The following is a 26405-nucleotide window of genomic DNA, read 5'->3' as shown; positions in this document are numbered from 1 at the left end:
CCAGAGATTTGCCGCTAAGGCCATCTTTGGCGGGCACAGGATACCCGATTGCGGGGGCCTGTGACAAAATGTTTTGAACGATGCCGCACGCAGTTGTTGTTTTGCACAAATTTTTTAATTTTTATATGTGAAGTTGAGGTAGAGCCATGTCGACACCTGAAAACAGCCAGCCTGGATTCTTCAGCCATTTTCGCCGGGGCCAGCATTATGCGAAGACGTGGCCGATGGAAAAACGCCTTGCACCGGTGTTTGTCGAAAATCGCGCCATCCGCGCGACGCGCTTCGGTATTCGCATTATGCCGCCGGTCGCTATCTTCACGCTCTGCTGGCAGATTGCGCTGGGCGGCCAGCTCGGCCCGGCGGTGGCGACCGCCGTTTTCGCCATCAGTCTGCCGATGCAGGGATTATGGTGGCTGGGTAAGCGTTCAGTGACGCCGCTGCCCCCCTCTATTTTAAACTGGTTTTATGAAGTGCGCGGTAAATTACAGGCGTCCGGCCTGGCTCTCGCGCCAGTAGAAGGAAAGCCTGATTACCAGGCACTGGCTGACACGCTTAAGCGCGCCTTCAAACAACTCGATAAAACTTTTCTTGATGATTTGTAATTGATCCCCCATTACGCATATAAAAGAAGGCACATAAAAAATGTGCCTCTTTTTTTAACGTCGTGAAGTGCTAAAGGAGTCCGAAATGGAAATGACCAACGCTCAACGTCTTATTTTGTCCAACCAGTACAAAATGATGACTATGCTCGACCCTGACAACGCCGAGCGCTATCGTCGTCTACAGACCATTATTGAGCGTGGCTACGGCCTGCAAATGCGTGAGCTGGATCGGGAATTCGGTCAGCTTAGCGAAGAAACCTGCCGCACCATCATTGACGTGATGGAGATGTACCATGCGCTGCGGGTGTCGTGGGAAAATCTGAAAGATCAAATTAATATCGATGAGCGCCGGGTGACTTTCCTCGGTTTTGACGCCGCCACCGAAGCGCGTTTTCTGGGTTATGTCCGCTTCATGGTGAACGTTGAAGGGCGCTACGCCCATTTCGATGCCGGTACTCACGGTTTCAATGCGCAAACGCCGATGTGGGAAAAATATCAGCGGATGTTAAACGTATGGCACTCCTGCCCGCGCCAGTACCATCTGAGCAGCAACGAAATTAATCAGATTATTAATTCCTGACGGAGGCTGGCGTGTTGTGTAAAGGATTTCTGTTTGATCTGGACGGGACGCTGGTGGACTCGCTGCCGGTGGTGGAGCGCTCGTGGTGCAGTTGGGCCGACCGTTTTGGCCTCAGCCATGATGAGGTGCTGAATTATATTCATGGTAAACAGGCTATCACCTCGCTGCGCCATTTTCTGGCCGGGAAGCCGGAAGAGGAAATTCTGGCAGAGTTTACGTTGCTGGAAAAAATTGAAGCCTCGGACACCGACGGCATCCGGGCGTTGCCCGGCGCGCTGGAACTGCTTCACAGCCTCAATGAGCAGCGCATCCCGTGGGCCATCGTCACCTCCGGGTCCATTCCGGTTGCCCATGCGCGTCACAACGCGGCGGGCCTGCCGATGCCGGAAGTGTTTGTCACTGCTGAACGCGTGAAGCGCGGTAAACCTGAGCCGGATGCTTATCTGCTGGGCGCTGAACTTCTGGGCCTTGCGCCGCAGGATTGCGTGGTGGTGGAGGATGCCGCCGCAGGCGTCCTTTCCGGGCTGGCGGCTGGCTGCCATGTTATCGCCGTCAACGTGCCGCAGGATACGCCGCGCCTCGGCGAGGTTGATTTCAATTTGACCACGCTTGCGGGTGTCACCGCGCAAAAACAGCCGGATGCCTCGGTCAGCGTCACCGTTAACGCCTGATCTCATGATTTAGCTCCACTTCCGTGGGGCTTTTTTATGGCACTATAAGAATTCCCCTGGGCTGACAAGGATATGTTGTGAACGGTGAATTAATCTGGGTTCTCTGTCTTCTGGCGGTGGCGGTGGTGTTATTCGCCACGGGTAAAGTGCGTATGGATGCGGTGGCGCTGCTGGTCATCGTTGCGTTCATTCTTAGCGGCACCCTGACCATCGCTGAAGCCTTCTCCGGCTTCAGCGATCCAAACGTTATTCTGATTGCCGCGTTGTTTATTATCGGCGACGGACTGGTGCGAACCGGCGTCGCAACCAGCATGGGCGCGTGGCTGGTTAAAGTTGCGGGCAGCAGCGAAACCAAAATGCTGATCTATCTGATGCTGACCGTGGCCGGGCTGGGTGCATTTATGAGCTCCACCGGCGTGGTTGCCATTTTTATTCCGGTAGTGCTCAGCGTCGCTGCCCGGATGCAAACCTCTCCCTCCCGTTTAATGATGCCGTTAAGTTTTGCTGGCCTTATCAGCGGCATGATGACCCTCGTCGCCACGCCACCCAATATGGTGGTCAACAGCGAACTGCTGCGTGCGGGCCTGACCGGTTTTGGCTTTTTCAGCGTCACGCCGGTAGGGCTGGTGGTGCTGGTGCTGGGCGTGATTTACATGCTGCTGATGCGTTTTATGCTGAAGAGTGACAGCCAGGACGCGCTGCGTGACGGCAGCAAACGCTCGACCTTTCGTGACCTCATCAAAGCCTATCACCTTAACGGACGGGCGCGACGGCTGGCGATTCGCCCCGGCTCGCCGATGATTGGGCAGCGGCTGGACGATCTTAAACTGCGTGAACGCTACGGGGCCAATGTCATCGGCGTGGAACGCTGGCGGCGTTTTCGCCGGGTGATCGTTAACGTTAATGGGGTATCGGAATTTCGCGCTCGCGACGTGTTGCTGATTGATATGTCAGCGGCGGATGTCGATCTGCGTCAGTTCTGCGGCGAGCAAATGCTGGAACCGATGATTTTGCGCGGGGAATATTTCTCCGAGCAGGCGCTGGACGTCGGCATGGCGGAAATCTCTCTCATCCCTGATTCAGAGCGGGTCGGCAAAACGGTGCGCGAAATGGAATTTCGCACCCGCTACGGACTGAACATCGTTGGCCTGAAGCGCGGCGGCGTGGCGATGGAAGGCGCGGTGGTTGATGAACCTTTGCAGACCGGCGACATCATGCTGGTGGTGGGAAACTGGAAGCAAATCAGCCAGCTGGCGCAAACCGGGCGTGATTTTGTCGTTCACAATATGCCGATTGAAGAGAGCGATGCCTCCCCGGCGCACAGCCAGGCTCCGCACGCGGTGTTTTGCCTGATGCTGATGGTGGCGCTGATGCTGACCGATGAAATCCCCAATCCGGTGGCCGCCATTATTGCCTGTCTGCTGATGGCTAAATTTCGCTGCATTGATGCCGAAAGCGCCTACAAAGCGATTCACTGGCCCAGTGTGATCCTGATTATCGGTATGATGCCTTTCGCGCTGGCGCTGCAAAAAACCGGCGGTATCGATCTGGTGGTCGAAGGGCTGATGGATATCGGCGGGGGCAGGGGACCGTACTTTATGCTGATCTGTCTGTTCGTGATGTGCGCGACCATCGGGCTGTTTATTTCCAATACGGCCACCGCCGTGCTGATGGCACCGATTGCGCTGGCCGCCGCGAAGTCGATGGGCGTTTCGCCTTATCCTTTCGCTATGATGGTCGCGATGGCCGCTTCCGCCGCCTTTATGACGCCGGTCTCCTCGCCGGTCAATACGCTGGTACTGGGGCCGGGAAAATACAGCTTTAGCGATTTCGTCAAAATAGGCGTGCCGTTTACCGTGCTGGTGATGGTGGTCTGCGTGGTCCTGATACCGGTATTATTTCCGTTCTAAAATCACTGCCGGATGAGCGCATCCGGCAGCATAATTACAGCGGCGAATCCTGGCTAATCTCGTCCAGCGAGAGCTGGAAACTGGGGACAAAAATCTGCATGAAGTAATCCATCTCCTCGCTGCGGCGGCTTTCCAGTGTTTTTTCCAGCCGTCCCTTGGCCAGGAAGAATTCATTATTGCCTGCCGAAAGCTCTTCCAGACATTTCAGATAGGCGCACAGCGCGTCGGCCTGCTTAACAATGGAGCGTTCTTCCTCGCTGTACTGGTGCTCATCAATCAGCGGGGCAAAAATATCGCGTAGCTCGTCCGGCACCATATCGACCAGTTTCTGCTGGGCGATTTTTTCGATCGCCTTATATTCCTGGGCAATCTGCGAGTTGAAATATTTTACCGGCGTCGGCAGATCACCGGTCAGCACTTCAGAGGCATCGTGGTACATCGCCAGCAGCGCAATGCGTTCGGCGTTAAGCGCGCCGTTGAATTTGCGGTTTTTAATCGCCGCCAGCGCATGGGCGACCATCGCGACCTGTAAACTGTGTTCAGAGACGTTTTCGGTGCGCACATTACGCATCAGTGGCCAGCGGTTGATTAGCTTCAGGCGGGAAAGGTGGGCGAAGAAATGGCTCTGGCTCATGGTGACCCTTATCGATAACAACATTGAAGGTCATTGTGCGCCGGGATGACCGCCGGATGCAAATCCGGCGGCGGGGCAGCGGAATTAAAGCTGATGATAGCCGGAAAGGAAGCGGGCAAATTTAGCGAGCGACATTTCCAGTTCGTCCACGCGCGGCAGGGTGACGATACGCACATGGTCCGGCCACGGCCAGTTAAAGGCGGAACCCTGTACCAGCAGCACTTTTTCCTGGAGCAGGAAGTCGAGCACCATTCGCTGGTCGTCATGAATATTAAACCGCTTCGCATCGATTTTCGGGAACATGTACAGCGCGCCCTTCGGTTTCACGCAGGAGACACCGGGGATATCGTTAATCAGCTCCCAGGCGCGGTTGCGCTGTTCATACAGCCGTCCGCCCGGCAGGATAAACTCACTGATGCTTTGATAACCGCCCAGCGCAGTCTGAATCGCGTGCTGCGCCGGGACGTTGGCGCACAGGCGCATGGAGGCCAGCATTTCCAGCCCTTCAATGTAGCCTTTCGCGTGTTTTTTCGGACCGTTCAGTACCATCCAGCCCTGACGGAATCCGGCCACGCGGTAGGTTTTCGACAAGCCATTAAAGGTAATGGTCAGCAGATCCGGGGCCAGCGGCGCGATGGAATGGTGCTCGGCGTCGTCATAGAGAATTTTGTCGTAAATCTCATCGGCGAAAATAATCAGGTTATGCTGACGCGCCAGTTCGACAATCTCCAGCAGCAGCTCTTTGGAATAGACGGCCCCGGTCGGGTTGTTGGGGTTAATGATGACGATCCCGCGCGTGCGTGGGGTGATTTTAGCGCGAATATCGTCAAGGTCCGGGAACCAGTCCGACGATTCATCACAAATGTAGTGCACCGCTTTGCCGCTGGAGAGCGCCACGGCGGCGGTCCACAGTGGGTAGTCCGGTGCCGGAACCAGCATCTCATCGCCGCTGTTCAGCAGCGCCTGCATCGACTGAACGATCAGTTCAGAAACGCCGTTGCCGATATAAATGTCTTCAACGGTCACATCGCGCATTCCACGAGCCTGATAGTGCTGCATAATTGCTTTGCGCGCGGAGTACAGACCCTTTGAGTCGCAGTAGCCCTGCGCCGTCGGCAGGTTGCGGATCACGTCAACCAGAATTTCATCGGGGGCGTCAAATCCGAAAGGAGCCGGATTGCCGATGTTGAGTTTCAGAACCTTATTTCCCTCTTCTTCAAGGCGTTTTGCCTCTTTCAGAACCGGGCCACGAATGTCATAACAGACGTTATCTAATTTGCTGGATTTTTCGATGGGAGACATGAACCTTGACCTTTTAGCGATTATTACCACTCCCTGCCGTGGAAGCTTTCGCCGAATAATGTACTCCCCAAAGGGGCGGTTTTGAAGGGTTGGCAGAAGAAGATTTTGTCAGGTTAGCCGTTTTTATGCATACAATCTTGCTGTTTTTTTATGAATTAACACTATTAAGATTTAGCGGAAGGGCATGAACAGAGATTTATGCCTGATAAAGCAGAGGGGGAGGTCTATTTTATGCTGAAAATTTTTGCCTCCGCGCGGCCTTCGCGCTGGCGTCAGGATAGCGCAGACTGACTGCCGCTATTTTATAGAGCAAAGGCAGGAGGAAACATATTTTTACTCCATGCAACACAATATCAATAATACTTTTAGTGTAAATCCCATGTTAAATATTGTTAATAAAATATCTGTAAAATAATTAAAAATGCTTATTATTTATTAGGCAGAACGCGTTAAATGTTAATCTAATAGGAGGATTTTATTGGCGCTAAAAGATCTTTGTAAGATTATTCGTAGACACCCTTATAACCAAAGTATTTTTACGTTAAGATGCATCGAAGAATGGGTTGCAGGTCTAACGCTTTGCGCCGGATGTTGCAGATAAACATTCTTTATTTTGTTGTTATTGCTTGTGTTTTGAGTTGCGCGAGAGTAGTGAATATTGGACTAAAGGATCGTAATAGGTATTGTCCCGACGTTGAAGCAGGCAATTTAAGGTGCTATGCATTCTCCGTTGTGCTGCACTAAATATTGCATTTACGCGCGTAATTCAAAATATAGCCAGGGAGTCTGCTGAAGGTTAGCAGGCATGTATTTGCAATAACGCTCGTTCAGACTCTTACTGCGCAGGAAAGCTACCCTGCCGTAAGAGATAAATGGAATTGCCTGATTTTTTGAGCACAGCATCAATCCAGGCAGGTCAGCTACGAGCAGCCTGTAAGTGAAAAAATATGATTAACGCACATCGTCCGATAATTAATCTCGACCTCGATCTGCTGAGAACCTTTGTTGCGGTCGCGGATCTCAATACCTTTGCGGCGGCAGCAACAGCCGTTTGTCGCACCCAGTCTGCGGTCAGTCAACAGATGCAGCGGCTTGAGCAACTGGTAGATAAAGAGCTTTTTGCACGGCATGGACGCAATAAACTGCTCACCGAACAAGGTGTTCAGCTTCTGGGCTATGCGCGCAAGATCCTTCGTTTCAACGATGAAGCCTGTACCTCACTGGTCTCTAACGATTTGCATGGAGAGCTGACCATCGGCGCTTCCAGCGAATCTGCTGATATCCTGTTACCCATTTTACTCAACCGCATAAGTACTGCTTATCCACGTCTGGTGCTGGATATCCGTATTAAACATGACGCGACAATCGTCGAGATGATGGCAAATCAGGAAATCGATTTGATGCTGACCACCCAGCACCCTGACGAGTTATCGTGCCAGACACTACGCAACTCACCGACCTTATGGTACTGCGCTGCGGAATTCGTATTACAGAAAGCAGAGCCGATCCCGCTGGTGATGCTGGATGAGCCGAGTCCGTTCCGCGACATGGCTATCGAGGCATTAAATGCTGCAAAAGTCCCGTGGCGGCTGGCGTACACCGCCTCGACGCTTTCAGCCGTCCGCGCGGCGGTAAAGGCCGGGCTGGGCGTTACGGCAAGACCGGTTGAAATGATGGGGCCGGAGTTGCGGGTGCTGGGTCAGGCGGATGGCCTGCCTGCGCTGCCTGACACGGAATATCAGCTGTGCTGTCACCCCGACAGTAGCAAACTGGCGCAGCTTATCTTCAGTGCGCTGGGCGAACAACAAAATCCGACGCATTACGCGGTTTGTACTCCACAAGAGGGAGACAACGTGCTGTCGATGGAACACGGTTTGCTCTGATCGCGTCACTAAAATGCAGTAACAAAATGTAAGCGTAAAAAACAGGTCGCAGAGGGTAAAAATAGCCTCTGTGGCCTATTTTTTGAACAAATAATGATGCTGCTTTCCGCTTCGTTTCCATATCCGGCCCAAAATCATGGGCTTAAGATAGTAAACGCGCGTGATATCCGTTAACCCGATTAATAATCAGGATTTCCTGCTAATGTTAAAAAAAACGGTAAATTTGTTGTCTTTTTTACAGTTGGATTAACAAAAGCGTGTCACAGATCAAGAAAATACTCCTCATTAGGGGGAGGCATTACGGCAAAATCCTGTCAAAATAAGAGGGTAATTGTTCTTTGCAATCCTGACGGACACGATTCACCAGCGTTAAAGGGGAAGCTTGCACCTGGTCTCTCTAAGGTTAAAAGGCATTTAATGTTAATGAAACGTATTCAATGTGAACTAATGTGAAGAAACTTTTGTTAAAGTTGACAAAAGGTTATAGAAAGGAGTAAAAAACCACATCATTTAGCGGTTTTAAATTTTCACGCAGTAAATGTATGGTTTTTTATTCCTCCCCATGAACAGACGTGGCACTCATCTGCCGTTAAGAGCAGAGGTTTTAGTGCTACTTTTTGAGCTAAGCAATGCGTATGTCAACATCCACTGAAGTCATCGCTCATCACTGGGCATTCGCTGTATTTCTCGTCGTTGCCATCGGCCTGTGCTGCTTAATGCTGGTGGGCGGCTGGTATCTTGGCGGCCGCGCTCGCGCCAGGCACAAAAACACGCCTTTTGAGTCGGGTATCGATTCCGTCGGCACCGCGCGCCTGCGCTTGTCCGCGAAGTTCTATCTGGTCGCTATGTTCTTCGTCATTTTCGACGTTGAAGCCCTTTATCTCTTTGCATGGTCAACATCAATCCGCGAAAGCGGTTGGGTCGGCTTTGCAGAAGCTGCAATTTTTATTTTAGTGCTGCTGGCTGGCCTGGTTTACCTCGTTCGCGTGCGTGCGCTGGACTGGACGCCTGTACGTTCACGTCGTGAAGTGATGAACCCGGAAACAGACCGCACTAATCGTTAACGCCAGAAGCGAGGCAATAAGATGGATTATACGCTCACCCGCATAGATCCTGACGGTGAGAACGACCGTTACCCCCTGCAAAAGCAGGAGATCGTCACCGATCCCCTGGAGCAGGAAGTCAACAAAAGCGTGTATATGGGCAAGCTTGAGCATGCTCTGCACGACATGGTTAACTGGGGCCGCAAAAACTCAATCTGGCCGTATAACTTCGGCCTGTCCTGCTGCTACGTTGAGATGGTGACGTCGTTTACCGCCGTGCATGACGTGGCGCGTTTCGGGGCTGAAGTTTTGCGTGCCTCGCCGCGCCAGGCTGACCTGATGGTCGTTGCGGGAACCTGCTTTACCAAAATGGCCCCGGTGATTCAGCGTTTGTACGATCAAATGCTGGAACCTAAGTGGGTGATTTCAATGGGGGCCTGCGCCAACTCCGGCGGCATGTACGACATCTATTCCGTCGTCCAGGGCGTCGATAAGTTTATTCCGGTGGATGTGTACATCCCAGGCTGCCCGCCGCGCCCGGAAGCGTACATGCAGGCGCTGATGCTGCTCCAGGAATCTATCGGTAAAGAGCGCCGTCCGCTTTCCTGGGTAGTTGGCGATCAGGGCGTTTACCGCGCCAATATGCAATCAGAGCGCGAGCGTAAACGCGGCGAACGTATCGCAGTGACTAACCTGCGTACACCGGACGAGATTTAATTTGCGCCTGTCGGCAGCGGTATTCACCTTCGCATATCAAAATAAATAGCGCGAAGCCTGTCGACACCACGGACCCATTTGCAATGGTGAACATTATGACCGATTTAACCGCGCATGAAGCCACATGGCAGACTCGGGATCATCTGGATGACCCGGTTATTGGCGAACTGCGCAACCGTTTTGGGCCGGATGCCTTTACCGTTCAGCCTACCCGCACCGGGGTTCCCGTTGTCTGGGTGAAGCGTGAACAATTGCTGGAAGTGGGCGATTTCCTGAAGAAATTGCCGAAACCTTACGTCATGCTGTTTGACTTACACGGCATGGACGAGCGCCTGCGCACCCACCGCGACGGTTTACCGGCCGCGGATTTTTCCGTTTTCTACCACCTGATTTCCATTGAACGCAATCGCGATATCATGCTCAAGGTGGCATTGTCTGAAAACGACCTGCGCGTACCGACGTTCACCAAACTTTTCCCTAACGCCAACTGGTACGAGCGTGAAACCTGGGAAATGTTCGGTATTGATATCGAAGGCCACCCGCACCTGACGCGCATCATGATGCCGAAGACCTGGACGGGTCATCCGCTGCGTAAAGATTATCCGGCACGCGCCACTGAATTCGATCCGTTTGAGCTGACCAAAGCCAAGCAAGATCTGGAAATGGAAGCGCTGACCTTTAAGCCGGAAGAGTGGGGGATGAAACGCGGCACCGAAAACGAGGACTTTATGTTCCTCAACCTCGGCCCGAACCACCCGTCTGCGCACGGGGCCTTCCGCATTATTCTTCAGCTTGATGGCGAAGAAATCGTCGACTGCGTGCCGGACATCGGTTACCACCACCGTGGCGCAGAAAAAATGGGCGAGCGTCAGTCGTGGCACAGCTACATTCCGTATACCGACCGTATCGAATATCTCGGCGGCTGCGTTAACGAGATGCCTTACGTGCTGGCCGTTGAGAAACTGGCGGGCATTGTAGTGCCGGAGCGCGTGGAAGTGATCCGCGTGATGCTCTCCGAACTGTTCCGCATCAACAGCCACCTGCTGTATATCTCGACCTTTATCCAGGACGTTGGCGCAATGACGCCGGTGTTCTTTGCCTTTACCGATCGCCAGAAGATTTACGATCTGGTGGAAGCGATTACCGGCTTCCGTATGCACCCGGCATGGTTCCGCATTGGCGGCGTCGCGCATGACCTGCCGCGCGGCTGGGAGCGCCTGCTGCGTGAATTCCTCGACTGGATGCCGAAGCGTCTGGCCTCGTATGAGAAAGCCGCGCTGCGCAACACCATTCTGAAAGGCCGTTCGCAGGGCGTTGCCGCATACGGCGCAAAAGAAGCGCTGGAGTGGGGCACCACCGGCGCGGGCCTGCGTGCGACCGGCATCGACTTCGATATTCGTAAAGCGCGTCCGTACTCTGGCTATCAAAACTTTGACTTTGAAGTACCGCTGGGCGGGGGCGTCTCCGACTGCTACACCCGCGTGATGCTGAAAGTGGAAGAGCTGCGCCAGAGCCTGCGCATTCTTGAGCAGTGCCTCAACAACATGCCGGAAGGCCCGTTCAAAGCGGATCACCCGCTGACCACGCCGCCGCCGAAAGAGCGCACGCTGCAACATATCGAGACCCTGATCACCCACTTCTTGCAGGTGTCGTGGGGGCCGGTGATGCCCGCCAACGAATCCTTCCAGATGATTGAGGCGACCAAGGGGATCAACAGTTACTACCTGACCAGCGACGGCAGCACCATGAGCTACCGCACCCGCGTGCGCACGCCAAGCTTTGCGCACCTGCAACAGATCCCTTCGGCGATCCGTGGCAGCCTGGTGTCGGACCTGATCGTCTATCTGGGCAGTATCGATTTTGTTATGTCAGACGTGGACCGCTAATTATGCACGAGAATCAACAACCACAAACCGGGGCTTTTGAGCTGAGTGCGGCAGAGCGTGAGGCAATCGAACACGAATTGCATCACTATGAAGATCCGCGTGCGGCGTCCATTGAAGCGCTGAAAATTGTTCAAAAGCAGCGTGGCTGGGTGCCGGACGGCGCAATCTATGCCATCGCTGAGGTCTTAAATATTCCCGCCAGTGACGTAGAAGGAGTGGCAACGTTTTACAGCCAGATCTTCCGTCAGCCGGTAGGCCGCCATGTGATCCGCTACTGCGACAGCGTCGTGTGTCACATCACTGGCTATCAGGGCATTCAGGCTGCGATTGAGAAAAAACTCAATATCAAGCCGGGGCAAACCACCTTTGACGGGCGTTTTACCCTGCTGCCGACCTGCTGCCTGGGCAACTGTGACAAAGGGCCGACCATGATGATTGATGAGGATACTCACAGCCATCTGACGCCGGAGGCGATCCCTGATTTGCTGGAGCAGTATAAATGAAAACCATTATACGCACTCCCGAAACGCATCCGCTGACCTGGCGTCTGCGCGATGACAAGCAGCCGGTCTGGCTGGATGAGTATCAGAGCAAAAACGGCTACGAAGGCGCGCGTAAAGCGCTTTCCGGCATGGCACCTGATGACATCGTCAACGCGGTAAAAGATTCCGGCCTGAAAGGGCGCGGCGGCGCGGGCTTCTCCACCGGTCTGAAGTGGAGCCTGATGCCGAAAGACGAATCCATGAACATCCGTTACCTGCTGTGTAACGCCGATGAAATGGAGCCGGGCACCTATAAAGACCGCCTGCTGATGGAGCAATTGCCGCATCTGCTGGTGGAGGGGATGCTGATTTCCGCATTCGCGCTGAAGGCATACCGTGGCTACATTTTCCTGCGCGGTGAATACATCGAAGCGGCGGAGAACCTGCGTCGCGCGATTGCCGAAGCCACCGAAGCGGGCTTCCTTGGCAAAAACATTCTCGGCACCGGTTTTGATTTCGAACTGTTCGTACATACCGGGGCAGGGCGCTACATCTGCGGTGAAGAAACGGCGCTGATCAACTCGCTGGAAGGTCGCCGCGCGAACCCGCGCTCCAAGCCACCGTTCCCGGCGAGCAGCGGCGTGTGGGGTAAACCGACCTGCGTTAACAACGTCGAAACCCTGTGCAACGTCCCGGCAATTCTCGCGAACGGCGTCGAATGGTATCAGGGCATTTCTGCCAGTAAAGACGCGGGCACCAAGCTGATGGGCTTCTCCGGCCGGGTGAAAAATCCGGGCGTCTGGGAGCTGCCGTTTGGTACTACCGCGCGTGAAATCCTTGAAGACTATGCTGGCGGTATGCGCGATGGCCTGAAGTTTAAAGCCTGGCAGCCGGGCGGTGCGGGCACCGACTTCCTGACCGAATCGCATCTCGACCTGCCGATGGAATTCGAAAGCATCGGTAAAGCGGGGAGCCGTCTCGGCACCGCGCTGGCGATGGCGGTTGACCATGAAATTGGCATGGTGCCGCTGGTGCGTAACCTCGAAGAATTCTTCGCCCGCGAATCCTGCGGCTGGTGTACGCCGTGCCGTGACGGGCTGCCGTGGAGCGTGAAAATTCTGCGTGCGCTGGAGCGCGGCGAAGGCCAGCCTGGGGATATCGAGACACTTGAGCAACTGTGTCGTTTCCTCGGTCCGGGTAAAACCTTCTGCGCCCATGCGCCAGGTGCGGTCGAACCGCTGCAAAGCGCGATTAAATATTTCCGCGAAGAATTTGAAGCAGGCATTAAACAACAGTTCAGCAATACCCATGCGATTCATGGTATTCAGCCGAACCTGCTGAAAGCGCGCTGGTGATAGCGGTATTTCGCTTGTGAGCGATACCAGAGAAAAATTTCGATTAATGCCTAAGAAATAACCGAGACCTTCGTGCTGTGGCAAGGCAGCCAGAGCGTAAAGGATGAAGGTTATTCAGGCCAACTGGAAGCATGCTGACTATGGCTACGATTCATGTAGACGGCAAAGAATACGAGGTCAATGGTGCGGACAACCTGCTACAGGCATGTCTGTCCCACGGCCTTGATATTCCGTACTTTTGCTGGCACCCGGCGCTGGGCAGCGTCGGTGCTTGCCGCCAGTGTGCGGTGAAGCAATATCAAAACGCGGAAGACACGCGTGGCCGCCTGGTGATGTCCTGTATGACACCGGCATCCGACGGTACTTTCATCTCTATTGATGACGAAGAAGCGAAACAGTTCCGGGAAAGCGTAGTGGAATGGCTGATGACCAACCACCCGCACGACTGCCCGGTTTGTGAAGAAGGCGGCAACTGCCACCTTCAGGATATGACCGTGATGACCGGTCACAGCTTCCGTCGCTACCGTTTTACCAAACGTACCCACCGCAATCAGGATCTGGGGCCGTTCATCTCGCACGAAATGAACCGCTGCATCGCCTGTTACCGCTGCGTGCGTTACTACAAAGATTACGCCGACGGCCAGGATCTGGGCGTTTACGGCGCGCACGATAACGTCTATTTCGGACGCCCGGAAGACGGCACGCTGGAAAGCGAATTTTCCGGTAACCTGGTCGAAATCTGTCCGACCGGGGTCTTTACCGATAAAACGCACTCCGAGCGCTATAACCGTAAATGGGACATGCAGTTTGCACCAAGCATCTGCCAGCAGTGTTCTCTTGGCTGTAACACCAGCCCGGGCGAGCGCTATGGCGAACTGCGTCGGATCGAAAACCGCTATAACGGCACCGTTAACCACTACTTCCTCTGCGACCGTGGTCGTTTTGGCTATGGCTACGTCAACCTGAAAGACCGTCCGCGTCAGCCGGTACAGCGCCGTGGCGACGATTTCATTACCCTCAACGCTGAACAGGCGATGCAGGGCGCGGCGGATATTCTGCGTCAGTCGAAGAAAGTGATCGGGATTGGCTCACCGCGCGCCAGCGTTGAGAGCAACTTTGCGCTGCGTGAACTGGTCGGCGCGGAAAACTTCTACACCGGTATTGCTCAGGGCGAGCAGGAACGTCTGCAACTGGTACTGAAAGTGCTGCGCGAAGGCGGGATCCGCACTCCGGCGCTGCGCGAAATTGAATCCTGTGATGCGGTACTGGTGCTCGGTGAAGACATCACCCAGACCGGTGCACGCGTCTCGCTGGCGGTGCGCCAGGCGGTGAAGGGCAAAGCGCGCGAAATGGCGGCGGCACAGAAAGTGGCTGACTGGCAGATTGCAGCAATCCTTAACATCGGCCAGCGCGCGAAACATCCGCTGTTTGTGACCAACGTTGATAACACTCGCCTTGATGATATCGCCGCGTGGACCTACCGCGCGCCGGTTGAAGATCAGGCGCGTTTTGGCTTTGCCATCGCGCACGCGCTGGACAACAGCGCCCCGGCCGTTGACGGTCTGGATCGCGATCTGCAAAACAAAATCGACGTCGTGGTGCAGGCGCTGGCAGGGGCGAAGAAGCCGCTGATTATCTCCGGCACCAACTCCGGCAGCACGGAAGTGATCCAGGCGGCGGCAAACGTGGCGAAAGCGCTGAAAGGGCGCGGTGCCGACGTGGGCATCACCATGATTGCCCGTGCGGTGAACAGTATTGGCCTCGGTATGATCGACGGCGGCTCGCTTGACGATGCCCTGAACGAGCTGGAATCCGGCGCGGCGGATGCCGTAGTGATTCTGGAAAACGATCTGCACCGTCATGCTTCTGCCGCACGCGTTGATGCCGCGCTGTCCAAAGCGCCGCTGGTGATGGTTATCGACCATCAGCGCACGGCGATTATGGATCATGCGCACCTGGTGCTGCCTGCGGCCAGCTTTGCGGAAAGCGACGGTACGGTCATCAACAACGAAGGCCGCGCCCAGCGCTTCTTCCAGGTTTACGATCCGGCTTACTACGACAGCAGCACCATTATGCTGGAAAGCTGGCGCTGGCTGCATTCGCTGCACAGCACCGTGCAGAGCCGTGAAGTGGACTGGACGCAGCTCGACCACGTTATCGATGCGGTAGTCGAAAAACTGCCTCATCTGGCTGGCATCAAAGAGGCTGCACCGGACGCTTCGTTCCGTATTCGCGGGCAGAAACTGGCGCGTGAGCCGCATCGCTACAGCGGTCGTACCGCCATGCGCGCGAACATCAGCGTCCATGAGCCGCGTCAGCCGCAGGATAAAGACACCATGTTCGCCTTCTCAATGGAAGGGAACAACCAGCCGACGGCAGCTCGTTCGCAAATTCCGTTTGCGTGGGCACCGGGCTGGAACTCCCCGCAGGCATGGAATAAATTCCAGGCGGAAGTGGGCGGTCATCTGCGTCATGGCGATCCGGGCGTGCGTCTGATTGAAGCCTCTGAAAGCGGCCTTGAATTCTTCGCCCAAATCCCGGCGAACTTCCAGGCGGAAGAAGGGAAATGGCGTATCGCGCCGTATTACCACCTGTTCGGCAGCGACGAAATGTCGCAGCGTTCACCGGTCTTCCAGCAGCGTATGCCGCAGCCGTATATCCGGCTTAATCCGGCTGATGCCGCGAAGCTGGGTGTCAACGCGGGCGCGCATGTTTCCTTCACCTACGAAGGCCAGACGGTCAGTCTGCCGGTCGTTATTGCCGAAGGGCTGACGGCAGGGCAGGTTGGCTTGCCGATGGGGATGCCGGGCATCGCGCCGGTGCTGGCGGGCGCGCGTCTTGAGGATCTGCGGGAGGCACAAGCATGAGCTGGTTAACACCGGAAGTTATTGATGTTCTGCTAACCATCCTGAAAGCGGTGGTTATTCTGCTGGTGGTCGTGACCTGCGGCGCGTTTATGAGCTTTGGTGAACGTCGCCTGCTCGGTCTGTTCCAGAACCGTTACGGACCTAACCGCGTCGGCTGGGGCGGCTCGCTCCAGCTGGTCGCCGACATGATCAAGATGTTCTTTAAAGAGGACTGGATCCCGAAATTTACGGATCGCGTCATCTTTACCCTGGCACCGATGATTGCCTTTACCTCGCTGCTGCTGTCCTTCGCCATTGTGCCGGTCAGCCCGAGCTGGGTGGTCGCGGATCTCAACATCGGGGTGCTGTTCTTCCTGATGATGGCAGGGCTGGCGGTTTACGCGGTGCTGTTTGCAGGCTGGTCGAGCAATAACAAATACTCGCTGCTGGGGGCAATGCGTGCGTCTGCGCAGACCCTGAGCTACGAAGTGTTTCTCGGCCTGTCGCTGATGGGCGTGGTGGCGCAGGCCGGTTCATTTAATATGACCGACATCGTCAACAACCAGGCGGGCCTGTGGAACATCGTGCCGCAGTTCTTTGGTTTTATCACCTTTGCCATTGCGGGCGTGGCGGTATGTCACCGCCATCCGTTTGACCAGCCGGAAGCCGAGCAGGAACTGGCCGATGGTTACCACATTGAATATTCCGGCATGAAATTCGGTCTGTTCTTCGTGGGGGAATACATCGGGATCGTCACCGTGTCGGCGATGATTGTCACCCTGTTCTTCGGGGGCTGGCAGGGTCCGTTCTTACCGCCATTCATCTGGTTCGCCATCAAAACCGCGTTCTTCATGATGATGTTCATTTTGATCCGCGCTGCATTACCGCGTCCGCGTTATGACCAGGTAATGTCCTTCGGCTGGAAAATTTGCCTGCCGCTGACGCTGATTAACTTGCTGGTAACGGCGGCTGTCATTCTCTGGCAGGCGCAATAAGGGGCGAAAAGACCATGACCTTAAAAGAATTATTAGTGGGCTTCGGCACCCAGGTTCGCAGTATCTGGATGATCGGCCTGCACGCCTTCGCCAAACGCGAAACGCGTATGTACCCGGAAGAGCCGGTCTATCTGCCGCCTCGCTACCGTGGACGCATTGTGCTGACGCGCGACCCGGACGGTTCCGAGCGTTGCGTTGCCTGTAACCTGTGTGCGGTAGCCTGTCCGGTAGGCTGTATCTCTCTGCAAAAAGCGGAGACCAAAGACGGCCGCTGGTACCCGGAGTTTTTCCGTATCAACTTCTCACGCTGCATTTTCTGCGGTCTGTGTGAAGAAGCCTGTCCGACCACGGCGATCCAGTTAACGCCGGACTTCGAACTGGGCGAGTATAAGCGTCAGGATCTGGTGTACGAAAAAGAGGATCTGCTGATTTCCGGTCCGGGCAAATACCCGGAATACAATTTCTACCGGATGGCAGGTATGGCAATCGACGGCAAAGATAAGGGCGAAGCGGAAAACGAAGCCAAGCCTGTCGACGTCAAGAGCCTGTTACCGTAAGGAGAGGGGCAATGGAGTTCGCTTTTTATATCTGTGGCCTTATCGCCATCCTGACTACCTTCAGGGTGATTACGCACACCAATCCGATCCACGCACTGCTGTATCTGATTGTGTCGCTGCTGGCGATTGCCGGGGTGTTTTTCTCGCTGGGCGCATACTTCGCCGGGGCGCTGGAAATCATCGTTTACGCAGGCGCAATCATGGTGCTGTTCGTGTTTGTGGTGATGATGCTCAACCTGGGCGGTTCGGAAATCGAACAGGAACGTCAATGGCTGAAGCCGCAAATCTGGCTGGGACCGGCGGTGGTTTCGGCGGTGCTGCTGGTGGTGGTGATTTACGCCACTCTTGGCGTTAACGATCAGGGCATTGAAGGTGCGGCTATCAGCGCGAAAGCCGTCGGGATCACGCTGTTTGGGCCGTATGTACTGGCGGTGGAGCTGGCATCCATGCTGCTGCTGGCAGGACTGGTCGTTGCCTTCCACGTTGGACGTGAAGATCGCGCCGGTGAAGTGCTGAGCAATCGTCCGAATGACAGCGCGAAAAGAAAAACGGAGGAGCACGCATGATCCCCTTACAACATGGACTGATCCTCGCAGCCATTCTGTTTGTCCTCGGTCTGACCGGGGTGGTGATCCGCCGCAATCTGCTGTTTATGCTGATTGGGCTTGAGATCATGATTAACGCCTCCGCGCTGGCCTTTGTGGTTGCCGGAAGCTACTGGGGCCAGACCGATGGTCAGGTGATGTACATTCTCGCTATCAGCCTTGCGGCTGCCGAGGCGAGTATCGGCCTGGCGCTGTTGCTACAGCTCCATCGTCGTCGCCAGAATCTGAACATCGATTCAGTAAGTGAGTTGCGTGGATGAACATGCTTGCCTTAACCATTATTCTGCCATTGATTGGCTTCTTATTACTGGCCTTCTCGCGCGGCCGCTGGTCGGAGAATCTTTCCGCTATCGTCGGCGTTGGCTCCATTGGACTTGCTGCACTGGTCACGGCGTTTGTTGGCGTTGAATTTCTCAACGGCGACCGCACGCCGTTCAGCCAGCCACTGTGGACGTGGATGTCGGTTGGTAATTTCAACATCGGCTTTAACCTGGTGCTGGATGGCCTGTCACTGACCATGCTGTCGGTAGTGACCGGCGTCGGTTTTCTGATCCACATGTTCGCCTCGTGGTATATGCGCGGTGAAGAGGGCTATTCCCGCTTCTTCGCCTATACCAACCTGTTTATCGCCAGCATGGTGATTCTGGTGCTCTCCGACAACCTGCTGCTGATGTATCTCGGCTGGGAAGGCGTGGGCCTGTGCTCCTATCTGCTGATTGGGTTCTACTACACCGATCCGAAGAATGGCGCAGCGGCGATGAAAGCGTTTGTGGTGACCCGCGTCGGCGACGTGTTTCTCGCCTTTGCACTGTTCATTCTTTATAACGAACTGGGCACCCTGAACTTCCGTGAGATGGTGGAGCTGGCTCCACAGCACTTTGCTACCGGCAGCACGACGCTGCAATGGGCAACCCTGATGCTGTTGGGCGGTGCGGTCGGTAAATCGGCGCAGCTACCGTTGCAGACCTGGCTTGCCGACGCAATGGCAGGTCCGACCCCGGTTTCCGCGCTGATCCACGCCGCGACCATGGTAACGGCAGGGGTTTACCTGATTGCCCGTACCCACGGCCTGTTCCTGATGACCCCGGAAATTCTGCATCTGGTTGGCATTGTGGGCGCGGTCACGCTGGTCATGGCTGGTTTTGCCGCGCTGGTGCAAACCGATATCAAACGCGTTCTCGCTTATTCCACCATGAGCCAGATTGGTTACATGTTCCTGGCGCTGGGCGTACAGGCGTGGGACGCAGCCATTTTTCACCTGATGACCCATGCGTTCTTTAAAGCGCTGCTGTTCCTGGCGTCCGGTTCGGTGATCCTGGCCTGCCACCATGAGCAAAACATCTTTAAAATGGGCGGCCTGCGCAAGTCGATTCCGCTGGTGTACGTAAGCTTCCTCATTGGCGGCGCGGCGCTGTCGGCGCTCCCGCTGGTGACCGCAGGCTTCTTCAGTAAGGATGAAATTCTGGCAGGCGCGATGGCTAACGGTCATCTTAACCTGATGATTGCCGGGCTGGTCGGGGCGTTTATGACGTCGCTCTACACGTTCCGCATGATTTTCATTGTCTTCCACGGCAAAGAGCAAATCCACGCTCACGCAGGGAAGGGCATCACGCATCACCTGCCGCTGATTGTGCTGATGATCCTCTCCACTTTTGTGGGCGCGCTGATCGTGCCGCCGTTGCAGAACGTGCTGCCAGCAACCCGCGAAATGGACCACGGTCATATCCTGACGCTGGAAATTACCTCTGGCGTGGTGGCGATTGCGGGCATCCTGATCGCCGCCTGGCTGTGGCTGGGTAAACGTACGCTTGTCACGTCCATTGCCAACAGCGCGCCGGGCCGTCTGCTGGGCACCTGGTGGTATAACGCCTGGGGCTTCGACTGGCTGTACGACAAAATCTTCGTCAAGCCGTTCCTCGGCGTGGCGTGGCTTATCCGCCGCGATCCGCTGAATGCGTTGATGAACATTCCGGCGATTCTGTCGCGCTTTGCGGGTAAAGGGCTGCTGTTCAGCGAAAACGGCTACCTGCGCTGGTACGTAGCGTCGATGAGCATTGGCGCGGTAGTGGTACTGGCTCTGCTGATGGTATTGCGTTGAGTCTCAGGCGTTCGTCAGGCGCAGTTCATGGCCGCGAACGCCAAAGTGCATTTTGTGAGAATTCGTTGAAAATCAGGTCCATACGGACAGGCGCTATCATAATTCAGATCGCCTGAGCCGGACTTAAACAAGGAACAAATATCGCCATGTTACTACCCTGGCTAATACTAATCCCCTTTATTGGCGGCTTCCTGTGCTGGCAGACCGAACGCTTCGGCGTGAAGATGCCGCGCTGGATCGCGCTGATCACCATGGGTCTGACGTTTTTGCTCTCTCTGCAACTCTGGTTGCAGGGCGGCTACTCTCTGACGCAGGCCGCCGGTTTGCCGCAGTGGCAGTCAGAATTCATGCTGCCGTGGATCCCACGTTTTGGGATCAGCATCCATCTGGCGATAGACGGCCTGTCGCTGCTGATGGTGACGCTTACCGGTCTGCTCGGCGTGCTGGCGGTGCTCTGCTCGTGGCGTGAAATCGAAAAATACCAGGGCTTCTTCCACCTCAACCTGATGTGGATCCTGGGCGGTGTCATCGGCGTGTTCCTTGCTATCGACATGTTCCTGTTCTTTTTCTTCTGGGAGATGATGCTGGTGCCGATGTACTTCCTGATTGCACTCTGGGGCCATAAAGCCTCGGACGGGAAGACACGTATTTCTGCGGCCACCAAATTCTTCATTTATACCCAGGCAAGCGGTCTGGTGATGCTGATTGCGATTCTGGCGCTGGTGTTTGTGCACTACAGCGCGACCGGCGTCTGGACCTTCAACTACGAAGCGCTGCTGAAAACGCCGATGTCGCACGGTGTGGAATACCTGCTGATGCTGGGCTTCTTCATCGCGTTTGCGGTGAAAATGCCGGTCGTTCCGCTACACGGCTGGCTGCCGGATGCGCACTCCCAGGCACCGACTGCGGGGTCCGTGGACCTTGCAGGGATTCTGCTGAAAACAGCGGCTTATGGCCTGCTGCGCTTCTCTCTGCCGCTGTTCCCGAACGCTTCCGCTGAATTCGCGCCCATCGCCATGTGGCTTGGGGTGATCGGCATTTTCTACGGCGCGTGGATGGCATTTGCCCAGACCGATATCAAACGTCTGATTGCTTACACCTCCGTGTCGCACATGGGTTTCGTACTGATCGCGATTTACACCGGTAGCCAGCTGGCTTACCAGGGCGCGGTGATCCAGATGATTGCCCACGGCCTCTCGGCGGCCGGGATGTTTATCATCTGCGGTCAGCTTTACGAACGTCTGCATACCCGCGATATGCGCATGATGGGTGGCCTGTGGAGCAAAATTAAATGGCTTCCGGCGATGTCGTTGTTCTTCGCTGTGGCTACGCTGGGGATGCCGGGCACCGGTAACTTCGTTGGCGAATTTATGATCCTGTTCGGCAGCTTCAAAGTGGTGCCGCTGATCACCGTGATTTCCACTTTTGGTCTGGTGTTTGCCTCCGTTTACTCGCTGGCAATGCTGCATCGCGCTTACTTCGGTAAAGCGAAAAGCGAAATCGCCGCCCAGGAGCTGCCGGGAATGTCGCTGCGCGAGCTGTTTATCATTCTGCTTCTGGTTGTGCTGCTGGTACTGCTGGGCTTCTGGCCTCAGCCGATTCTGGATACCTCGCATTCTGCGATGAGCAACATCCAGCAGTGGTTTGTTAATTCTGTTTCTACTACAAGGCCGTAAATCGCCATGACAATAACTCCACAACACCTGATTGCGCTGCTACCGCTGCTAATCGTCGGTCTGACGGTGGTGGTCGTGATGCTCTCCATTGCGTGGCGACGCAATCATTTTCTTAATGCCACGCTGTCGGTCATTGGGCTGAATGCCGCGTTAGTTTCGCTCTGGTTTGTTGGCCAGGCGGGTAGCATGGACGTCACGCCGCTGATGCGCGTTGATGGCTACGCGATGTTTTATACCGGACTGGTCCTGCTGGCGAGCCTCGCCACCTGTACGTTTGCCTATCCGTGGCTTGAGGGCTTAAACGATAACCAGGAAGAGTTCTACCTGCTGGTGCTGATTGCCGCGTTGGGTGGGATTCTGCTGGCCAACGCTAACCACATGGCCGCGCTGTTCCTCGGTATTGAGCTGATTTCCCTGCCGCTGTTTGGTCTGGTGGGCTATGCCTACCGGCAAAAACGCTCGCTGGAAGCCAGCATCAAATACACCATTCTGTCTGCCGCAGCTTCTTCATTCCTGCTGTTCGGTATGGCGCTGGTGTATGCGCAGACTGGCAACCTGTCATTCCTGGCGATCGGTAAGAGCCTGGGTGACGGGATGCTGCACGAACCGCTGCTGATGGCGGGGCTGGGGCTGATGATCGTGGGTCTTGGCTTCAAACTCTCACTGGTGCCGTTCCACCTGTGGACCCCGGATGTGTATCAGGGCGCGCCTGCGCCGGTTTCCACCTTCCTGGCCACCGCCAGCAAAATCGCCATCTTTGGCGTGGTGATGCGTCTGTTCCTCTACGCTCCGGTGGGTGATAGCGAAGCGGTGCGCGTAGTGCTGGGCATTATTGCTTTCGCCTCCATTATCTTCGGTAACCTCATGGCGCTGAGCCAGACCAATATCAAGCGTCTGCTCGGTTACTCGTCCATCTCACACCTCGGCTATCTGCTGGTGGCGCTGATTGCTCTGCAAAGCGGCGAAATGTCGATGGAAGCGGTGGGCGTTTATCTGGCAGGCTACCTGTTCAGCAGCCTCGGCGCGTTCGGCGTGGTCAGCCTGATGTCCAGCCCGTATCGTGGCCCGGATGCTGATTCGCTGTTCTCCTACCGTGGTCTGTTCTGGCATCGCCCGATCCTTGCTGCGGTGATGACGGTGATGATGCTGTCGCTGGCGGGTATTCCGATGACGCTGGGCTTTATCGGCAAATTCTACGTGCTGGCTGTCGGCGTCCAGGCCAATCTGTGGTGGCTGGTCGGCGCGGTGGTAGTGGGTTCCGCGATTGGTCTCTACTACTACCTGCGTGTTGCCGTGAGCCTGTACCTGAACGCTCCGCAGCAGCTTAACCGCGATGCCCCGTCTAACTGGGCCTACAGCGCGGGCGGGATTGTGGTACTGATCTCCGCCCTGCTGGTGCTGGTGCTCGGCGTCTGGCCGCAGCCGCTGATTAGCATCGTACAGCGCGCGTTGCCGCTGCTGTAATTGATATAAAAAGCCGCTGACTTGTCAGCGGCTTTTATCTTTCATTTCGCAAAAGTGGGACGCCTGACCCTCTGGCACCTCGTTCACCTCAGGCGCTTTGTCTGCGGCTAATCAGCGGTCCGCTGCCTTTCTGCGCTGCGCGATCCAGCACCTCCTGGATCACTGACGACAGCTCGTTAATTTCAAACTTGGCAACGTAGCCGTCCGCCTGCACTTTGCGGATATGGTCTTCGTTAGCATTTCCTGACAGCGACGAGTGGATCACCACCGGAATATGTTTTAACCGCTCGTCGGTTTTGATTTTGCGGGTGAGGGTGAATCCGTCCATCTCCGGCATCTCCAGGTCAGTCAGCACCATGGAGATTTTATCGGTGACCGGCACGCCTTCCGCGCGCGCTTCTTCCGCCAGCCGCTCGATTTTCTCCCACGCTTCTTTACCGGTGATATGCAGCTGCGCCGGGATTTCCATCGCCTGAAGCGCTTTTTCCAGCATCATGCGGGCCACTTTCGAATCCTCTGCCACAATCGCCGTCGAGCCGGGCTTGACCTTAAATTTCTGCGTTTGCAGATTGGTGGCGTGCAGATCGTGCTCCGCCGGAACAATGTCATACAGAATTTGTTCAACGTCGATGACCAGCGCGAGATTATTGCTGTTTTTATCTTCGTCCAGGCAGGCGATGCTGGTGATGTACTGCCCGTTAATGGCTTTTTCTGCGGTGTGGATCTGCGTCCAGTCGAGGCGAATAATATTTTCCACCGACTCCACGGCAAACGCCTGCACGCTGCGGGCATATTCGGTGATCAGCAGAATATTCAGCCCGGTTGCCGGTTTGCAGCCAGCGACGGCGGGAAGATCGATAACCGGGATAATTTGATCGCGAATATTTACCATCCCCAGCAGCGGCGGCTTGATCCCGGCCGGGCGGGTGAAGGTGGGCATGGGCACGATTTCGCGCAGCTTAAAGACGTTAATCCCGAACAGTTCGGATTTCTCGTCATGGGCAGACTCGCCGAGGCGAAACAGCAAAAGTTCAAAGCGGTTAGACAGGGTGAGATTCGCCCTGTCATCGATGTCTTTCTGAAAAGTGTCCATAAAGCCCTCAGGAGGTAAGGAAACGCGAAACCGTATTACAGGGTTATCGGCACCTTAACGAAAAAATAGAGGGCAGGACGCTTAAACCGCGATCGTCGCAAAATCCGCTGCCAGTTCGGTGGCGGCAAAATGGCGGCGGCACTCTTCCAGCAGCTGCGCGCAGCCTGCTTCATCGTAGCGGGAGCTGACGTGCGTCACAATGAGCCTGCCCACGCCCGCCTGCTTCGCCAGCTCCGCCGTCTGCACCGTTGAGGAGTGTCCACGGCTGTTGGCTTTCTCCGCCATCGCGTGCTCCAGGGTGGTTTCATGCACCATCACATCTACGCCGCGCGCCAGTTCCAGCGCGGCGGGGCAGGGGGCGGTATCGCCAAAAATCGCCAGTTTTTTACCCGGCGTTGCGGCGGCCAGGTAGTCGCTGCCATTGAGGGTACGGCCATCGTCCAGTTCGACGGTCAGCCCCTGTTTGAGTTTCTGGTAAAGTGGCCCTGCGGGGACGCCCGCTGCGGCAAGCGCGGCGGCGTTCAGCGCACCGGGTTTATCCTGCTCTTCAATGCGGTAGCCGTAACACTCCACCGGATGATTCAGCGGCCAGGCGGTAACGATATGATGTTGATCGCGGAAGACTTCGCCCGCGCTGATTTCCTTAATGGTGAGCGGGTAATCCGTCCACGAGCCGCTCAGCCGCAGCGCCACCTCGACAAATTCGCGCACCCCTTTTGGCCCATAAATCGTCAGCGGCTGGGGATTTCCCTGCATTGAGCGGCTGCACAGCAATCCCGGCAGACCAAAAAGATGATCGCCATGCAGATGGGTAATAAAGATTTTATCCAGCTTGCCCGGATGATAGCTGGTTTTAAGTAACTGGTGCTGCGTGCCTTCGCCGCAGTCAAAAAGCCAGCTTGCGGATAAGGTTGGCTGTTGCAAATTCAGTAAAATCGACGTCATATTACGCGTGCGGGTCGGCACACCCGCAGACGTTCCCAAAAACAGTAACTCCATACTTTCTTTTCCTCGCCGCGTATTAATGAGTATCAGTATACCCCGGCGTCATCATTCAGGAGCACCGCATGATTCAGTGGCAGGATCTTCATCATTCGCAGTTAACCGTTCACCAGCTCTATGCGTTGTTACAACTGCGCTGTGAAGTTTTTGTCGTCGAGCAAAAGTGCGCCTATCTGGATGTCGACGGAGACGACCTGCTGGGTGACAACCGTCACCTTCTCGGCTGGCGTGATAATACCCTCATGGCGTATGCGAGGATTCTGAAAAGTGATAGTGAATATGATCCGGTAGTCATAGGCAGAGTGATCGTCAGCGAGGCGGTGCGCGGCGAAAAACTGGGCTATCAGTTGCTCTCCCGCGCGGTCGCAAGCTGCGAGCAGCACTGGCCGCAGCACGCGCTGTACCTCAGCGCGCAGGCACATTTGCAAAACTTCTATGCGCAGTTTGGTTTCAGCCCGGTTACGGAGATTTATCTGGAGGATGATATCCCCCATATCGGCATGGCGCGCGAAGTTCGCCAGGCGTAACGCAAAGTCCTTGTCTATAGTTAGCTGACACGCCTTGTAAAACATGGAGAAAGCAAAATGTCTTATCACTCTTATGAATCACGTATCGACGACGATCTGACTCTTCTGAGCGAGACGCTGGAGGAAGTGCTGCGCTCCTCCGGGGATCCTGCCGATCAGAAATACATTGAGCTGAAAGCCCGTGCAGAGCAGTCTCTGGAAGACGTGAAAAACCGCGTAAGCCAGGCTTCTGATACCTATTACTACCGTGCAAAACAGGTAGCCTATCGCGCGGATGACTACGTGCGTGAAAAACCGTGGCAGGGTGTGGGCATCGGTGCCGCAGCCGGTCTGGTGCTTGGCCTGCTGCTACGCGGCTAATTTCCGGCTTCTCACTCCTCATGGGTACTGCTTTTTTTTGGCAGTACCCTTTATAATGCCAGGGCTTTGAGCGGGCGAGGGTGCCTTAAGATTTGCCTTTGATCGACCAATCCTTTC

At 55.4% G+C, this 26405-nt stretch carries 24 protein-coding genes; 20 read left to right on the top strand and 4 right to left on the bottom strand.

Annotated elements, in window-relative coordinates; translation table 11 throughout:
* Positions 1 to 146: 146 nt before the first annotated feature.
* The 4 genes from yfbV to RT197_RS12330 all read left to right on the top strand — a co-directional run bounded on the left by yfbV (position 147) and on the right by RT197_RS12330 (position 3763).
* The gene (yfbV, locus tag RT197_RS12345) at positions 147 to 602 is read left to right on the top strand and encodes a terminus macrodomain insulation protein YfbV (RefSeq protein ID WP_312951009.1); all 456 of its coding nucleotides are present in this window, start codon (positions 147 to 149) and stop codon (positions 600 to 602) included.
* Between the two features lie 85 nt (positions 603 to 687).
* The gene (locus RT197_RS12340) at positions 688 to 1182 is read left to right on the top strand and encodes a YfbU family protein (RefSeq protein WP_312951007.1); all 495 of its coding nucleotides are present in this window, start codon (positions 688 to 690) and stop codon (positions 1180 to 1182) included.
* Positions 1179 to 1853 (top strand): sugar phosphatase, encoded by a 675-nt coding sequence (locus RT197_RS12335; RefSeq protein WP_312951235.1) that lies wholly within the window; start codon positions 1179 to 1181, stop codon positions 1851 to 1853. Before RT197_RS12340 ends, RT197_RS12335 begins: the two co-directional genes overlap by 4 nt.
* Before the next feature lie 77 nt (positions 1854 to 1930).
* Entirely contained in the window at positions 1931 to 3763 is a 1833-nt protein-coding gene (locus tag RT197_RS12330) for an SLC13 family permease (protein ID WP_312951005.1), read from the top strand.
* Positions 3764 to 3797: 34 nt separating this feature from the next.
* On the opposite strand, the gene yfbR is transcribed toward RT197_RS12330, so the two are convergent.
* Positions 3798 to 4397, bottom strand: coding sequence for a 5'-deoxynucleotidase (gene yfbR, locus RT197_RS12325; protein WP_312951002.1), 600 nt, complete (start codon positions 4395 to 4397; stop codon positions 3798 to 3800).
* An 84-nt stretch (positions 4398 to 4481) separates the two neighbouring features.
* Positions 4482 to 5699 (bottom strand): alanine transaminase AlaA, encoded by a 1218-nt coding sequence (gene alaA, locus RT197_RS12320; protein ID WP_312951000.1) that lies wholly within the window; start codon positions 5697 to 5699, stop codon positions 4482 to 4484.
* Positions 5700 to 6646: 947 nt separating this feature from the next.
* Here alaA and RT197_RS12315 point away from each other — a divergent pair.
* The 14 genes from RT197_RS12315 (at position 6647) to nuoN (ending at position 23306) form a co-directional block, all read left to right on the top strand.
* Entirely contained in the window at positions 6647 to 7582 is a 936-nt protein-coding gene (locus tag RT197_RS12315; RefSeq protein ID WP_312950997.1) for a LysR family transcriptional regulator, read from the top strand.
* A gap of 629 nt (positions 7583 to 8211) precedes the next feature.
* The gene (gene nuoA / locus RT197_RS12310; protein ID WP_312950995.1) at positions 8212 to 8646 is read left to right on the top strand and encodes an NADH-quinone oxidoreductase subunit NuoA; all 435 of its coding nucleotides are present in this window, start codon (positions 8212 to 8214) and stop codon (positions 8644 to 8646) included.
* A gap of 21 nt (positions 8647 to 8667) precedes the next feature.
* A complete protein-coding gene (nuoB, locus tag RT197_RS12305; protein WP_297196061.1) occupies positions 8668 to 9342 on the top strand; it encodes an NADH-quinone oxidoreductase subunit NuoB in 675 nt (224 codons plus the stop codon).
* Positions 9343 to 9425: 83 nt separating this feature from the next.
* Entirely contained in the window at positions 9426 to 11228 is a 1803-nt protein-coding gene (gene nuoC / locus RT197_RS12300; RefSeq protein WP_312950988.1) for an NADH-quinone oxidoreductase subunit C/D, read from the top strand.
* Between the two features lie 2 nt (positions 11229 to 11230).
* Complete coding sequence (gene nuoE, locus RT197_RS12295; RefSeq protein WP_312950986.1) at positions 11231 to 11731, top strand: NADH-quinone oxidoreductase subunit NuoE; 501 nt, start codon at positions 11231 to 11233, stop codon at positions 11729 to 11731.
* Positions 11728 to 13065 (top strand): NADH-quinone oxidoreductase subunit NuoF, encoded by a 1338-nt coding sequence (gene nuoF / locus RT197_RS12290; RefSeq protein ID WP_312950984.1) that lies wholly within the window; start codon positions 11728 to 11730, stop codon positions 13063 to 13065. Before nuoE ends, nuoF begins: the two co-directional genes overlap by 4 nt.
* Positions 13066 to 13205: 140 nt before the next feature.
* Positions 13206 to 15932, top strand: a complete 2727-nt coding sequence (gene nuoG / locus RT197_RS12285; RefSeq protein ID WP_312950983.1) for an NADH-quinone oxidoreductase subunit NuoG — start codon at positions 13206 to 13208, stop codon at positions 15930 to 15932.
* Positions 15929 to 16906: an NADH-quinone oxidoreductase subunit NuoH gene (nuoH, locus tag RT197_RS12280; RefSeq protein WP_312950982.1), complete on the top strand. Its 978-nt coding sequence runs from the start codon at positions 15929 to 15931 to the stop codon at positions 16904 to 16906. Before nuoG ends, nuoH begins: the two co-directional genes overlap by 4 nt.
* 14 nt (positions 16907 to 16920) lie before the next feature.
* On the top strand, positions 16921 to 17463 hold the full coding sequence (gene nuoI / locus RT197_RS12275) for an NADH-quinone oxidoreductase subunit NuoI (protein ID WP_312950979.1): 543 nt from the start codon (positions 16921 to 16923) through the stop codon (positions 17461 to 17463).
* A gap of 11 nt (positions 17464 to 17474) precedes the next feature.
* Positions 17475 to 18029: an NADH-quinone oxidoreductase subunit J gene (nuoJ, locus tag RT197_RS12270; RefSeq protein WP_312950976.1), complete on the top strand. Its 555-nt coding sequence runs from the start codon at positions 17475 to 17477 to the stop codon at positions 18027 to 18029.
* Positions 18026 to 18328, top strand: a complete 303-nt coding sequence (gene nuoK, locus RT197_RS12265) for an NADH-quinone oxidoreductase subunit NuoK (RefSeq protein WP_312950973.1) — start codon at positions 18026 to 18028, stop codon at positions 18326 to 18328. Before nuoJ ends, nuoK begins: the two co-directional genes overlap by 4 nt.
* Positions 18325 to 20166, top strand: coding sequence for an NADH-quinone oxidoreductase subunit L (gene nuoL / locus RT197_RS12260; protein ID WP_312950971.1), 1842 nt, complete (start codon positions 18325 to 18327; stop codon positions 20164 to 20166). The genes nuoK and nuoL overlap by 4 nt, the downstream gene beginning before the upstream one ends.
* A gap of 146 nt (positions 20167 to 20312) precedes the next feature.
* Positions 20313 to 21842 carry an NADH-quinone oxidoreductase subunit M gene (gene nuoM / locus RT197_RS12255; RefSeq protein WP_312950968.1) on the top strand — a complete coding sequence of 510 codons (1530 nt, stop codon included), beginning with the start codon at positions 20313 to 20315 and terminating at the stop codon, positions 21840 to 21842.
* 6 nt (positions 21843 to 21848) lie between these two features.
* A complete protein-coding gene (nuoN, locus tag RT197_RS12250) occupies positions 21849 to 23306 on the top strand; it encodes an NADH-quinone oxidoreductase subunit NuoN (protein WP_312950966.1) in 1458 nt (485 codons plus the stop codon).
* 88 nt (positions 23307 to 23394) lie between these two features.
* Here the strand turns inward: nuoN and RT197_RS12245 are convergent, their stop codons facing one another.
* Both RT197_RS12245 and rnz read right to left on the bottom strand, forming a co-directional pair.
* Positions 23395 to 24399, bottom strand: coding sequence for a chemotaxis protein (locus RT197_RS12245; RefSeq protein ID WP_312950963.1), 1005 nt, complete (start codon positions 24397 to 24399; stop codon positions 23395 to 23397).
* 81 nt (positions 24400 to 24480) lie between these two features.
* Positions 24481 to 25398, bottom strand: coding sequence for a ribonuclease Z (gene rnz, locus RT197_RS12240; RefSeq protein WP_312950961.1), 918 nt, complete (start codon positions 25396 to 25398; stop codon positions 24481 to 24483).
* Between the two features lie 68 nt (positions 25399 to 25466).
* Between rnz and RT197_RS12235 the strand changes: the two genes are divergently transcribed.
* Together RT197_RS12235 and elaB are read left to right on the top strand one after the other, a co-directional pair.
* The gene (locus tag RT197_RS12235; protein WP_312950959.1) at positions 25467 to 25928 is read left to right on the top strand and encodes a GNAT family N-acetyltransferase; all 462 of its coding nucleotides are present in this window, start codon (positions 25467 to 25469) and stop codon (positions 25926 to 25928) included.
* Between the two features lie 57 nt (positions 25929 to 25985).
* Positions 25986 to 26288 (top strand): stress response protein ElaB, encoded by a 303-nt coding sequence (gene elaB / locus RT197_RS12230; protein ID WP_312950957.1) that lies wholly within the window; start codon positions 25986 to 25988, stop codon positions 26286 to 26288.
* Positions 26289 to 26405 lie beyond the last annotated feature (117 nt).

Source organism: Superficieibacter sp. (assembly GCF_032071645.1).
GTDB lineage: Bacteria > Pseudomonadota > Gammaproteobacteria > Enterobacterales > Enterobacteriaceae > Superficieibacter.
This window is presented reverse-complemented; position numbering and strand designations above follow the sequence as displayed.